This window comes from Saccharopolyspora dendranthemae (genome assembly GCF_007829955.1).
GTDB lineage: Bacteria > Actinomycetota > Actinomycetes > Mycobacteriales > Pseudonocardiaceae > Saccharopolyspora > Saccharopolyspora dendranthemae.
Genome location: NZ_VIWX01000001.1, coordinates 178,144 through 190,756 on the forward strand (window position 1 = coordinate 178,144; position 12,613 = coordinate 190,756).

Genomic DNA, 12,613 nt, shown 5'->3' on the forward strand with positions numbered 1-12,613 from the left:
GCACTACGACCAGGTCGTGTTGTGGAGCGGCGGTAGCCGTTGCTTCAGGTGTGGGACTCAGCTCGCACCGCCGCGGGTTCTGAGGTGGTTCTCCTGTGAGGACGCGTCGACGTGGTGTATTGGACATACATGAGTCGGCGCGCCCGGAGCAGGAGGGCCGCCTCAGAACCCGCTACCCGCACCGCCGAGCAACGTGCTCCCACAACAGCTGTCAGCCGAGCTCGCCGAGCACGCGCAGCGTCCGGTTGGCCTTCACCGAGAGCCGCTGCTCGCGCGCCGTGACGTCGATGTAGGTCTGGCTGGAGTTCATCGACGAGTGCCCGAGCAGCTTGGCGATCTCGGCGGCGCTGGCACCGTCCTCGGCGAGCCGGGTGGCGAAGGTGTGCCGCAGCGCGTGCACCATCGCGCCGGGCTGGACCCGGTCGGACACCCCGGCGGCCTGCAACGAGCGCCGCACCAGGTATTGCAGGCCCCCGCGCTGGAGCTTCTCGCCGCGGTGATCGACGAACAGCGGCTCGGAGCCGGGCAGCCGGTTGCCGAAGCGCTGCTTGCGGGTGTGCAGGTAGGTCTGGATGAGCCCGTCGAGGCTGTCCTCGATCGGGATGGACCGGCTCTTGCCGCCCTTGCCCTGCACGTGCAACCGCCGGTCGCCGCTGCGGCCCGCGAGCGACGCCGCGGTCAGCTCCAACAGCTCCGCCGAACGCACCCCGGTGCACAGCAACGTCGCCAGGATCGCCAAATCCCTTTCCGGCCAGGGGTTTCGGGCCTTGCGGACGCCGGAGGCGACCTGCCGCAGCAGGCGTTCCGGGGTCTCCTCCCCCTGCAGCGGTTTCGGCGCCGCAGGCGCGTTGCGGGGCTTGGGCACGATCTGCATCGGGTTGCCCGACACCGCGCCCTCGATCACGCCGAACCCGAAGAGCCCGTTCCACGTCGACCAGGCCCGCGTCACGGTCGCGGCCGAACGCCGCGCAGCGAACCGCGCGAACGCCGATCGGAGGACGGAGGCGTCCAGGTCGTCGACCGGGATCCGTTCGGCCGGTGTGCCGGTGAGCTCGACCAGCTCACCGGCCACCGATTCGAGGTCGCGGCGGTAGGCGCGCAACGAGTTGGCCGCGAGCTTACGAGCCTGCACGTGCTCCAGGTAGCTCTCCACCAAGCGCGCCAGGTTCACGCAGCACCTCCCGAGACGGTGATCATCTGCGGGAGAGACAACCAGACGGCACCGACAGTCAGCTGTTGCGGATGAAACGGTCCAGCACGCGCACGCCGAACTTCAGCGCGTCGACCGGAACACGCTCGTCCACGCCGTGGAACAGCGCGGAGAAGTCCAGGTCGGCGGGCAGCTGCAGCGGCGCGAAGCCGTAGCAGTTCATGCCGAGCCGCGCGAAGGACTTCGCGTCGGTGCCACCGGACATCATGTAGGGCAGCGCCTTGGCGCCCGGGTCCTCGGCGAGCAGCGAGGCCTGCATCTGCTCGACGAGCCGGCCCTCGAACTTCGTCTCCACCGGAGGCAGCCCGACCCACTCGCGCTCGACGTCGGGTCCCAGCAGCTCGGCCAGCTCCCGGTCGAAGGCCTCCTCGCGGCCGGGAAGGATCCGGCAGTCCACGGCGGCTTCGGCGACCGACGGGATGACGTTGTGCTTGTAACCGGCGGTGAGCATCGTCGGGTTGGCCGTGTCGCGCAGCGTCGCCCCGATGATCCGCGAGATGTTGCCGAGCTTGGCCACCGACCCCTCGAGGTCCTCCTCGGGGAAGTCCCAGCCGGTGATCTCGGTGACGCCGTCCAGGAACTCCTGCACGCTGTCGCTCATGATCAGCGGGAAGCGGTGGTTGCCGAGCTTCGCGACCGCCTCGGACAGCTGCGTGACCGCGTTGTCGTGGTGCACCATCGAACCGTGCCCCGCACGCGCCCGCACGCGCAGCTTGAGCCAGCGGATGCCCTTCTCCGCGGTTTGCACCAGGTAGGCGCGGACACCGTCGGAGAGCGTCAGGGAATAGCCGCCGACCTCGCTGATGGCTTCGGTGCAGCCCTCGAACAACTCCGGGCGGTGGTCCACCAACCACTGGGCTCCCTGGAACCCGCCCGCCTCCTCGTCGGAGACGAACGCGAAGACGATGTCGCGCGGCGGGACGATGCCGTCACGCTTGTAGCGACGGGCGATGGCCAGGCTCATGGCCAGCATGTCCTTCATGTCCACGGCCCCGCGCCCCCACACGTAGCCGTCCTGCACGGCCCCGGAGAAGGGGTGCACGGACCACTCGGCCGGATCCGCGGGCACCACGTCGAGGTGCCCGTGCACCAGCAACCCGCCCCGGGACGGGTCGGCCCCGGGCAACCGCGCCACCACGTTCGCCCGGCCCACCTGATCGCCGGCTTCGACGTAGGTCACCTCGTACCCGACCTCGCCGAGCTTCTCGGCCACGTACTCGGCCGCGGCCCGCTCAGGCACCAGCGTCGCGGCGTCGCCCGTGTTCGTGCTGTCGATGCGGATCAGATCACTGGCCAGCTGGACGACCTCGTCCTGAGCCAGAGCCAACCCCGCGTCCTGATCACTACCGGAGATCCCCTTGTGCTCGCTCACCAGGCATTTCTATCATCCACTGGGCCAACAGGGGGGTCCCTGCGAGGCTTAGATGACCATGAGCTAATCTATTAACACAACACAGCGGGAACGCCCCGGAAACGGCGGCAGACCCGAGATGTCCGAGTGGCGGAATGGCAGACGCGCTAGCTTGAGGTGCTAGTGCCCTACTAATGGGCGTGGGGGTTCAAGTCCCCCCTCGGACACGCACACTATTCACCCGGTTCGCCGGGTGAATTTTTATTTCGGCAGCTCTCGCACCCGGCTCGTAGCGGACCTGCAGGTCAACGGACTCGTAGAGGGTAGCCAGCCGCTCGGGCTTGGCACCCGACAGGGCTGCGCCGACGTCGCCGAGAGAATCGACCATCGCGTAGACCTCGGCATCGGAGAGCGCTCCGCCCGTCGTCGGTTTGTTCTCCAGTTCGGCACGAGCGGCAGCGCGTTCCGCCTGGGCCGTGTTGATCACATCGGTCAGTGCGGCGGGGTCCACTCCGGCACCGATCGCGTCCTGGAACCGGCGCAGCCGAGCCTCGGCGTCAGCCAATCGCGCCTTGGCCGCCTCGTGCGACACCGACAAGTCCCCGGGCGACTCTTGGGACTCGACCAGCGCCGCCACGGTCTGATCGATCCGATCCGGTGCGAACAGACCACCGAGCCACCCGTTGACCGACTCCCTGAGCAGATCCTCGCGCAGGTACACCGCTGGCGGGTGCTCGGCTAAAACTGGCGATCCAGGGGCGAGAGTCCGGGCCGGACACCGGTAGTACATGCCATGAGCCCGCGGACTGCCTTCCATCTTCCGACCGCACACGGCGCATCGGACCCGACCTCGAAACAAGTACGTCCGCTTCGTCGGGCGCCCGCTGCGTTCGAGCTTGCGGGCGGTCCGCAGCTTGCCCGCACCTTTCGAACGACGCAGCAGCTGAGCCTGGGTGAAGTCCTCGACGCTCACGATCTGCGGATGCGCGGGCTTGCGGGAGCGCACGACCGACTCGCTGCCTGCTCGGCGGAAGCGGATCACGTACCCGGCGGCCACGTCGTCGGAATCGATGAGCTGCTCCTGCCTGGTCCAGCGTCCGAAGAAGGCGTAGCCGGTGTAGCGAGGGTTCTCGAGGATCGACCGGACCGTGCTGCCCTGCCACCCGTCAGCCAGCCGGTGCCGGTTCTGCTCAGGCCGACGAGCCGAGGGGCACGGGATGCCGTCGCGGTTCAGCCCGTTGGCGATCGCACGGTCTCCCCTGCCACTGAGGTACTCGGCGAAGATCCGGCGCACGACATCGACGACTTCCTCATCGATGGCCAGCACCTTCAGCCGGTACCCGTCCGCAGCCCGCGATGGGTTCGGGTGCGGGCCGGCATCCACGACCTTGTAGCCGTACGGTGCCCGGCCGCCCTGGTGACGACCTTCGTTGAGCACCTGAGCGTCCATGGCCGCCCGCACGCGGGCTTGCACGTGCTGGCGCTCCGACTCGCTCATGCCGCCGAGCACGTTCATCAACATCTTGTGCGACGGGTTGCGCTCGTCGAACTTGCCGCCGAGCTCGGGTACCCACAGCTCGACTCCGTGGGCGGCGAACTTCGGGGCGATCAGCGAGAACTGGTTGCCGAACCAGCATCGCGTCCCCTCGCCCACCACCACCGCGTTCCACCCGCGGTTCGGATCCTTCAAAGCTGCTAACAGCCGCTGGGCTTCCCGACGTCGCTCCCACGGCACCGACCGCGACTGCCCGATGTCGAAGTACTCGGTCGCAATCATGCCGCCCAGCGGCTCGACGAACTTGCTGGCGTTCCCGAGCTGCCATCCCAGCGACGTCTCCGGGTCCTGGTTGTCCTCGGTCGAGCAGCGCCCGTAGAACGCCACAGGGCCGATCCCTTCCTCAACCGGCTCGACCGCGTCGACACCGAGCAAATCATCGAGCGTCGACCACGGGTCTCCGCTGATTTCAACAGTCATGTGATTCCTTCTCCAGGAGGCCCATCTAGAGCCTCGACCTCAGTGAGCTCGATCAGTATTGCTAGCAGTATGCGGCTCGTTTCTGTGTTTAGTACAGGCAACTCGCCTGGCGCTCGCACCGTGACGGGCTCTGTATCGCGATCGTCAGCCGTCATTGCTGATCAGCCTCTGACTCGCCCGGCGAGCTGATTTCATCAGCGACCCGGCCGACGGCGGCTCGGATGTCGGCGGTGAAGTAACCGCGCACGCGCCGAAGCTCACCGGATTCGTCCGGGATCCGGTGTCTGGTGGGCCGGCACTCGAGCTGGCCCATCTGCTTGGCGAAGGTGCCGGGGTCGACTTCCAGTGCTTCGGTCAGTTCGGCGCTCGGCACGAACTCGCGCTGGTCGAGCTCATCTCCGAGGTGGTCAACCACGGAGGCGAGCGGCTCAGGGAGCTCGACGGTTGTGCGATCGTGCGCGCCTTGCCCGGTACCCAGCGCCTTGACGACGGCCGCCGTATCGATCGCACGTGGCCTGTCATCACCGGCCGCGTGACCGCTCAGCGTGCCTGAGGCTTCTCGCAGCGCCCGACCGCGCTCGCAGATCGATCGCCACTCGGTGTTGTCCATGTAGAAGGTCCGGACCGTCACCGCGACCGCGTCGCCGCCGGACTCGGCTTCACCGTCGGGCCTGAGGATCCCAACTCCCTTGTGACTGGGCAGCAGTGTCGAGGAGTCGAAGCCTCGGGTGTTCATCTGCTCGCCGAGGACGATGTTGGAGTCGCGCCAATCCATCACCCGAAGCGCGAAGCGCGAACCCAGCACGGCACGCAGCCGGGAGGGGATGGTGTTGGAGTCCGGTCGTTGCGTCGCCAGGATGACCACGATGCCGACAGCCGGTCCCTTCCGGGCGAGGTAGGTCAGCAGGTCAGCGATGTAGGCGCCGAGCGTGGTCTTCTTGCCCCCGATCTCCTCCTTGGTCGGGTTCTCCAGGTAGACCTGGACCTCGTCGATGATCACGGCGGTGAGGGGCATGCCCAGTTCGCGATCTCGCGAGATGGTCGGCGTGATCTTCGATTCCGGGCAGATCTCGTCGTCCAACGTGGACATTCGCAAGAAACGCGCTTGCACCTCGGCAACCAGCTCGACCAAGTGGTCGCGAACCGCTTCCGCTTGTTCCTGATCATCACCGCAGACGTAGCGGTGGGCGACGGCTTCTGCTGCCTGCCAGTCCTTTCCACCTTTCCCGTCGAAGACGTACAGCTGCGTGAACGGATCGAGGATCAGCCCCGCTGCAGGCAGCCGACTGGCGCAGGTCTTGCCCTGACGAGGAATCGATCCGACGATCAGCGACGTCCACACCAGGTACAGATCGACCCGCCGACTGCGCGCGTCCCTCCCGAACGGAATGGCCCGCCAGGCGTCCCAGCACTCCATGTCCAACAGCGGGAACCGCAACGCGGGCCCGGAGTACGGATCCTCGTCAGCCACCCACAGGAACACCCTGCCGGCATGGCCGCCTCTCCCCCGGACGCGCTCGACGATCAACTGCAGCTCGTCCACCGCCAGGGCTGAAGCGAGAGCATCGCGGCGCTTGAGGACGTCGACAGCTTTGCGCGTCGCGGGGAGGTCAACGGTGACGGCCCACCCGGAGCCGTCGTGGGCTGCGCGCTCGACGAGGCGGAGCGACTCGTCCTTCCCGATGAGCTTCGCGTCCCGGAACGCGTCGACGAGGATCTGCGGATCCATGGTCCAGGTCAGCGTCCGCGGTCCGGCGAGCACGGGCTTGCGCCCGGGTGCGCCGTCCTTTCGCCGTCCGTACACGGCCAACACGACCGCGCAGAGCCCGGCAGAAGCCCACATCGCGTGTCCGCCGTACACCGCGTACCCGACCGCGAGCACGGCGCCGGCGGCCAGCGTGACCGCACCGGTTACCTTCCAGCGGAACAGGGTGAGTTCGCGGATCTCCACGAACTTGTCCGCGAGCTTCTCGGACTGCTCGGCGGCCTCGCGGTAGTCGTGAACGCGGACCCACTGCCGCCAACCGCGGATCGCGGCCACGAGACCCCGTCCGACGGACCGGACGAACCGCCAAGGCGATCGGATCACGAACGACAAACCGTCCACGAGCGCGTGCTTGGCGGCTTGGCGTGACTTCAGCGCGGCAGGTACGCGCGGTGAACGCAGCCACCAGTTCATGAACCGCTGCTTGCGGTTGAGCTGCGGTTCGGGCTCCGGGACGTCGTCGATGAGTTCGGCGTCGAAGATGTGGCGTTCTACCTCTCGCGGCTCCGCCGGAGCAGGCGTCATGTTCTCCTTCGTCACTGCTCCACCTCCGCGGTCAACGCAGCGGCGAGCCGTGACGACAGTCCGCGCGAACACCCGGTGACCTCGCGGATCCAAGCCGGCGTGACCGTCGTGTCCGGACACCAAGCCTCTCGGGCCCGGGCGAGGTACTCGTCGAACGAGGTGCGCCGCTTCGGGTCTTGTGAACGAGGGACAACCGGCTCCAGCACCGGCTCGTCGTCACCGTTCACGGACGCCGCGCGGACAGCCGCCGTGAGCTTGTCCCGGAGGTCGGTCACCGCCTCGGCAGCGACGAAGACAACCAGTGGCGGCACGGAATGCAGGACCACCATGTCGGCGCTTCTGGCCGCGTAAGCACCCCAGGTGTTCATGACGTACGTGGCCGCGAGCGTGAACCACTTCGCGCCACGAACCCAGCCACCCGTGCGGATCCCGTACCGGGCCGTGACTTGCTCGGCCCGCAGGATCGCCAGCAGCACCAGCGACACCATCGGGTCGAGCAGCCACGCGGCCAGCCACGTCAGCGACCAAACCGGAGCACCGTTCGCGGCGAAGCTCTGGACGTTGGTCATGGTGAACGCCAGGCCGAGCAGGATTCCGCTCCAGCACAACCGGTCGACCTGCTTGCGCACCAGTTCAACGGCTTCGAAGTCGGGGCGGGTGATCGGCCGACGCCGCTCACCCGCGGTCTGCGGCGCACTCATCGACGCCGCCCCTTCTTCTGCTGCGGCACGTCTGCAGCGGTCACAGTCAGCGCTCTGGTCAACGTGTACGACGCGAACAGGGCGGGGACTGCGAGCACCGCGAGCAGCAACCCTTCGTCACCGGGGTGCTTGATCACGATCCACTGCACACCGACGATCGCCGCAGCCGTGACCAGCACTCGCCCGGTCAACGACATCAGGCGGACGCTCGTCCGAGCGGCGTCGCTGGCTCGCCGCGTGGCCTTCGCACTAGCCCGCCACACCAAAACCAGCGTGAACAGCCCACCGAGCACGGCCAGGACTTCCAGAGGAGTCAGTTGGAGCGTCATCGCGCAACACCCCTCTCGGCACGCTCGCCGCGGCGAAGCCAATGCGGGTGCAGCTCCCGGCGGTCGTCCGCGGACAGCCCACCCCAGACACCGACGGTGTCGGCACCTCCGGTGCGGAGTTCCAGCTCGAGGCATTCGTCGGCGACTGGGCAGCCTTCGCACATCGCAGCGGCGAGTTCGCGGTCGGTTAGCTGCTGGTCCAGCCAGTCGGGTTGGTCGGCAGGGAACTCCGCCATGCAGAGCCCGTTGCCGCGAACGCAGGCGCCGAGCAGCGCTGTCGATGCCCAGCGCAATCGGTCGAGCCGCCAAGCGATTCCGATGAGCCAGAGGTTGTTGTAGGAGGTCATCACTTCCGACCTCCGTCCTGTGCCACCGCAGCACCGGCCAGGAGGCGGGTCAGCTCGCTCTCGGGGATGACGAGTCGTCCGTTCCGGGGTTCGGCCCGCAGCTCGCCGACGCGGACGGCACGAGAGATGGCGGACGGGTGGAGGTTGAGGATCCAGGCGGCTCGGCGGACGGAGCAGAAGTCGCGGCGCCCGTTTTTCGGCATGGAGGTACCCATTTGAGAAAGCCCTTCAAAAGAATTGGAAGCTGATTTCAGCTTTAAACTGCTGATTTCAGCTCTTGCTAAGCATGAGAATTCCGGGCCGCGGCTTTTCAGGCGCGGTCATGTCACGAAATGCGTCACGGAACGGCTAACCTCGGCGCGAAGGCGGAGCGCGGAGGAATAGGTGTCGGAAGACTGGGCGGCGGTCGCCAGGGCCATCAACGAGCGCGTGAACGAGCTCGGCTGGCGACAGCGGGAGCTCGCGGAGCGCTCGAACGTCTCGCAGGCGATTGTCCGCGAGATCCAGCACCACGTGGTGGAGCGCAAGCGCAGCGCCCGCACTCTGGAGTCGCTGTCCATAGCGCTCGGCTGGCACCCGCAACACCTGCTTTTCCTGCTGCAGGGCCGAAAGCCGCCCGAGACCGACGAACCGATCTCGGACACCGCGGACACGGTCTGGTCCCGCTTGGACTCGCTCGAGCAACGCATGGCTGAGATCACCGAGCGGCTCGACGACCTCAAGGGCGACCTCGCGACGGTCATCGAGCACGTCCGCAAGAACCGTTAGCGCCGGGTGGTTCGGCTTGCTGATGGCTTCGTTTTCCATGCCTTTAATTCCAGGCCGAATCAGCCGGGAAACCGATGCGCGAAAACCCCTCAGCCAGTGCTCAACCGATGCTCAACCAGTGCACAAACCCACCGCGGAGGGCCGAACGCGATGAACTTGGTGTCCAGTTGGACGGGGCGGACCGCCTGCGCGCTTCAAGCCGCGATGCGGATGAGCAACGACGAGTTCGCAGCCCACCTGGGAATCGGCTTGCGCACGGTTGCCGGCTGGCACGAGAAGCCGAACCGCCGACCGCAGTCGGAGATGCAGCGCACCCTGGACACGGCTCTGGCGCGAGAACACGAAGCGATCAAGGCCCGGTTCGCGGAGCTGGTGAAGGACAGCGCAGCCCCGGCCGAGCCGGTGGTCGACGAAGCCGCCGCGAACGACGCCGAGAAGCGGCTCAGCGACGACCCCGACATCGGGGCGGCTCTTGAATGGCTGGACGTGCACGCGGCGTGGTCGCCCGGGACCGCACGCAGGGAGGTCGCCTCGCGACTTGCACAGCTCGACGTGAACGACCTCGAGGCCAGGGCGAGCCGACGAGCACGCGTTGATCAGCGCACCCTCGCCGATGTCCTCAGCAGGTACTACGGCCCCACGAGCGGAGACCACGGCAGGTATGCGGCGAAGTACGACGATGCCCACGCCGAGACAAGTGTGCTGACCTGCGCGGACTGGCTCGATCTGGCATGCCCACTGTTCGCGGCGCACGACCGGCTCAAGGTCACGAGCTCGGCGCCCGATGTGTTCGCCGAGCTCGACACCGACGCAGCAGGCCGAGCAGCACAGCGCCTAGCGGAAACCCTGGCCATGGGCACGCGTCTGGTCGACAAACCGCTCTACCGCCTGCTCGACACCTCCCCCACGCCGGACGCGATCAACGGCCGGGTGGGGACATCGCGCTTCGTCGAGTACGCGGTGACCATGGACCTGCTCGAAGGCGAGCTGGTCGACGCCACCGCCACGGACGCAACGTCAGCGCACGAGTCATTACCGCTGCGCGACCAGTACTTGCCGGACGTCGCCTCCGTCATCGATGTGGGCAACCGGCTCTGCGCCGGCGGGCCGCTCGCCCTGTTCGCGATCGCCCGGCCCGCCAGTCCGTTCCGCGGCGAGGCCGACTACGTGCTCCTCGTGCAGGAACGATCGGGCAACGTGCTCAACGCAGCACGCCGCCTAGCGGTCATTCCGAAGGGCTTCCACCAGCCGATGACCGATCTGCGCGTCGACGCCCAGATCGGCGCGACGCTGCGCCGCGAGGTCGAGGAGGAGCTCTTCGGCCGAGACGAGATCGACAACACGACGAACGATCAACGCTCCGCCGACCCGATGCATCCCAGCCGCGTGTCAGAGCCCATGCGGTGGCTGATGGAGGACCCGAGTCGACTCCGCTTGGAGTGCACCGGCTTCGGACTGAACCTCCTGAGCGGCAACTTCGAGTTCGCGAGCCTGATCGTCATCGAGGACGAGGAGTTCTGGGAGCGCTACGGCGGCCGAGTCGAAGCGAACTGGGAAACGGCAGGCCTGCACCAGTACTCAAGCCGCGACGGCGAGCTGATTTCCGAGCTCATCGCTGATGTAGCGTGGAGCAACGAAGGGCTCTTCGCCCTGCTGCAAGGGCTTCGACGGCTCGCCCAGATCGGCGGCGAGCGGGTGAGTCTGCCGTCGATCGAATGGAAGGTTCAGAAGTGAGCCGCAACTGGCACCACGGAAACGCTGCAGAAGACGGCAGCAAAACCCGCGGCTGGCTGCTCGGCCACTTCATCGACCCCACCGAAGGCGGAGTCCGCGCCACCAAGGACCTCGAAGTCAAGTGGGGCACCCACCCCGCTGGCGACAAGCGCCCCGAATGGACCACCGACGAGCGGCGCACCACGATGCTGTTGCTGGTCGACGGCCACTTCCGCCTGCACCTCACCGAAGGCACCGTCGACCTCGCCAAGCAGGGCGACTACGCGGTCTGGGGCCCCGGCATCGACCACTCCTGGGAAGCCCTCACTGACGCCGTAGTCGTCACCGTGCGCTGGCCATCCGCATCGAACTAGCAACTGACGTTGGTGCCTACCGGCCAGGACCCACCCCATAACCTGACGGTTCGTGAGAGGTCACCCCGGACGCTTGCCGTCATCTGCCACCACCTGGAATGTTCACGAGCACAAACGCTGTCAGCAGCCCTCGTTTGCGGCCTTTGACGTTGTTTTGTGTCGATAAAGTGCGGAGATGATCAAGCGCCGCCAGGAGCGACCGCACTCGCCCGAGCCAGCTGGGTGACCACCAGACCCGGCTTGCCGGTGCGACTCGTCAGCTCGAAGGTTACGAGCGCCAACCAGTCGTCGACGCACGTCTGATGCCAAGCTAGCAGGACGCCGGGAACGGGCGCGGTTATGTTGATGCCGCCCACCCGCGCCCGGAACGGCGTGCTGCCAATGCCCCGTTGCGACGACAGTGCCAGCGTCAGGCGGACCTAAATGGGCTGCGGGATTCCGGCCGTCGCCGCGTGCCCTGCCAGTCCCCGCCGCCCTCGTTCGCCACCTGGTGCCTACTTCGTCGTGAAGTTTGGTCGGGTCGGCCAGAGAGGTGCAGCAGCCGAGCGAACGGTGCCCTCGGCCACTGACCTGAGGCTGTCGAGCTAGCGCGCCACTGGCGAACGACTTCGCCCTTTAGCCTTTGGCGGCACATAAATTCTTGCTGCTTCACGACGCGCCTCCAGAGCTTGGCGACCTGCAAGTTCAGGATCGACAAGCTGCAAGCCGCCGTCTCCTCTCCGCTTCCATCGATTCCCCTCGCTATCCGTAAAATACATGGACAGAGTCGAAGAAATCGTTTCGATCGCTTCCGTGGCTTGATCATTCAGATTGCTTCGAGCCTCGAAGAACGGCACCGCAAGCTCAGGAGAGGCGCCGGATTTAATTTCTCCAAATAAGTTCCTCCTTGCGTCACTTCTGCCATAAGTTTTTTCGAAATCCACGCTCATCTCTTGAAATTTATCAGGAAGTCCCCTGAAGAGCTCCTGCGCAAGCTCCTGAATTTCAGGAAATGCAGCACTGTGGTCAATTTCCCTTCGCTCAGGAGAGCGGGTAGGCATAAGCCTCGGATAGCTGGCAATTATTCGTTCGTCAGAACCCGCAGCCTCGGCAGTCACGAGAACTTGGTAGATGGGTAGATCGCTGGCATTAATGTAGAAAAATGAGCACCTTCGCCCGAGGCTCAACGGCCAGGGGTCGACGACTATAGGACGCGCGTCGATCAGATCATCACACGGCTCCACCCATCCCGTAACTTGGCGTGATTGCCAGCGTAAGTCGTGTTTTTGAGCGAGCACCAACTGGCCAGCTTGTTTTTGGTACGCACAAAACGCAAAATAGGCCGCAGTTGTCGCCACCAGAACTGAACACGACGAGACCGCGAAACTAGCAACGTCTGTCCATTTCACGGCAGCTTCAGATGCCAATGCGAGCATGTCGTGATCCTAGATCATGCTACTGAACCGCAAGGCCGTTTCGATGTTCTCGCTCGCTTTCATGTGTAGGGAAGATACCTACCTTACCCACATAGACCTAACGAAACCCCTGACCAGGCCTTTGATCTGTGGGCGATCTG

12 protein-coding genes and 1 tRNA gene are annotated in these 12,613 nt (G+C 66.1%); 4 read left to right on the forward strand and 9 right to left on the reverse strand.

The annotated features are described in order from the left end of the window. Nucleotides 1–211 precede the first annotated feature (211 nt). Nucleotides 212–1,171: a tyrosine-type recombinase/integrase gene (locus FHU35_RS00830; RefSeq protein ID WP_145735718.1), complete on the reverse strand. Its 960-nt coding sequence runs from the start codon at nt 1,169–1,171 to the stop codon at nt 212–214. A 58-nt stretch (nt 1,172–1,229) separates the two neighbouring features. Next, entirely contained in the window at nt 1,230–2,582 is a 1,353-nt protein-coding gene (locus tag FHU35_RS00835) for a M20/M25/M40 family metallo-hydrolase (protein WP_145735720.1), read from the reverse strand. A 120-nt stretch (nt 2,583–2,702) separates the two neighbouring features. Between FHU35_RS00835 and FHU35_RS00840 the strand changes: the two genes are divergently transcribed. Next, a tRNA-Leu gene (locus tag FHU35_RS00840) sits at nt 2,703–2,788 on the forward strand. Here the strand turns inward: FHU35_RS00840 and FHU35_RS00845 are convergent. The 6 genes from FHU35_RS00845 to FHU35_RS00870 form a co-directional block, all read right to left on the reverse strand. Continuing rightward, complete coding sequence (locus FHU35_RS00845) at nt 2,770–4,536, reverse strand: recombinase family protein (protein ID WP_145735722.1); 1,767 nt, start codon at nt 4,534–4,536, stop codon at nt 2,770–2,772. The genes FHU35_RS00840 and FHU35_RS00845 overlap by 19 nt on opposite strands. Nucleotides 4,537–4,687: 151 nt before the next feature. Further along, nucleotides 4,688–6,826: an FtsK/SpoIIIE domain-containing protein gene (locus tag FHU35_RS00850; RefSeq protein ID WP_145737873.1), complete on the reverse strand. Its 2,139-nt coding sequence runs from the start codon at nt 6,824–6,826 to the stop codon at nt 4,688–4,690. 11 nt (nt 6,827–6,837) lie between these two features. Continuing rightward, entirely contained in the window at nt 6,838–7,527 is a 690-nt protein-coding gene (locus FHU35_RS00855) for a hypothetical protein (protein ID WP_145735724.1), read from the reverse strand. After that, nucleotides 7,524–7,856, reverse strand: coding sequence for a hypothetical protein (locus tag FHU35_RS00860; RefSeq protein WP_145735726.1), 333 nt, complete (start codon nt 7,854–7,856; stop codon nt 7,524–7,526). Before FHU35_RS00860 ends, FHU35_RS00855 begins: the two co-directional genes overlap by 4 nt. Further along, entirely contained in the window at nt 7,853–8,203 is a 351-nt protein-coding gene (locus tag FHU35_RS00865) for a WhiB family transcriptional regulator (RefSeq protein WP_145735728.1), read from the reverse strand. Before FHU35_RS00865 ends, FHU35_RS00860 begins: the two co-directional genes overlap by 4 nt. Then, nucleotides 8,203–8,406, reverse strand: coding sequence for a helix-turn-helix domain-containing protein (locus FHU35_RS00870; RefSeq protein ID WP_246109998.1), 204 nt, complete (start codon nt 8,404–8,406; stop codon nt 8,203–8,205). Before FHU35_RS00870 ends, FHU35_RS00865 begins: the two co-directional genes overlap by 1 nt. A gap of 181 nt (nt 8,407–8,587) precedes the next feature. Here FHU35_RS00870 and FHU35_RS00875 point away from each other — a divergent pair, with 181 nt between their 5' ends. From FHU35_RS00875 to FHU35_RS00885, 3 genes are read left to right on the forward strand one after another with little or no spacing between them, the layout of a single operon-like run. Next, the gene (locus FHU35_RS00875; protein ID WP_145735732.1) at nt 8,588–8,971 is read left to right on the forward strand and encodes a helix-turn-helix domain-containing protein; all 384 of its coding nucleotides are present in this window, start codon (nt 8,588–8,590) and stop codon (nt 8,969–8,971) included. Nucleotides 8,972–8,977: 6 nt separating this feature from the next. After that, on the forward strand, nt 8,978–10,705 hold the full coding sequence (locus FHU35_RS00880; protein ID WP_425474086.1) for a helix-turn-helix domain-containing protein: 1,728 nt from the start codon (nt 8,978–8,980) through the stop codon (nt 10,703–10,705). Further along, nucleotides 10,702–11,058, forward strand: a complete 357-nt coding sequence (locus FHU35_RS00885; protein ID WP_246109999.1) for a signal peptidase I — start codon at nt 10,702–10,704, stop codon at nt 11,056–11,058. Before FHU35_RS00880 ends, FHU35_RS00885 begins: the two co-directional genes overlap by 4 nt. 584 nt (nt 11,059–11,642) lie before the next feature. On the opposite strand, the gene FHU35_RS00890 is transcribed toward FHU35_RS00885, so the two are convergent. Next, nucleotides 11,643–12,473 carry a hypothetical protein gene (locus tag FHU35_RS00890; protein ID WP_145735736.1) on the reverse strand — a complete coding sequence of 277 codons (831 nt, stop codon included), beginning with the start codon at nt 12,471–12,473 and terminating at the stop codon, nt 11,643–11,645. Nucleotides 12,474–12,613: the final 140 nt, after the last annotated feature.

Excerpts from the sequence above, each read along its gene's own strand:
- FHU35_RS00845 (WP_145735722.1), bottom strand. The coding sequence starts at position 4,536 with ATGACTGTTGAAATCAGCGGAGACCCGTGGTCGACGCTCGATGATTTG.
- FHU35_RS00850 (WP_145737873.1), bottom strand. The coding sequence starts at position 6,826 with ATGACGCCTGCTCCGGCGGAGCCGCGAGAGGTAGAACGCCACATCTTC.
- FHU35_RS00855 (WP_145735724.1), bottom strand. The coding sequence starts at position 7,527 with ATGAGTGCGCCGCAGACCGCGGGTGAGCGGCGTCGGCCGATCACCCGC.
- FHU35_RS00860 (WP_145735726.1), bottom strand. The coding sequence starts at position 7,856 with ATGACGCTCCAACTGACTCCTCTGGAAGTCCTGGCCGTGCTCGGTGGG.
- FHU35_RS00865 (WP_145735728.1), bottom strand. The coding sequence starts at position 8,203 with ATGACCTCCTACAACAACCTCTGGCTCATCGGAATCGCTTGGCGGCTC.
- FHU35_RS00870 (WP_246109998.1), bottom strand. The coding sequence starts at position 8,406 with ATGCCGAAAAACGGGCGCCGCGACTTCTGCTCCGTCCGCCGAGCCGCC.
- FHU35_RS00890 (WP_145735736.1), bottom strand. The coding sequence starts at position 12,473 with ATGCTCGCATTGGCATCTGAAGCTGCCGTGAAATGGACAGACGTTGCT.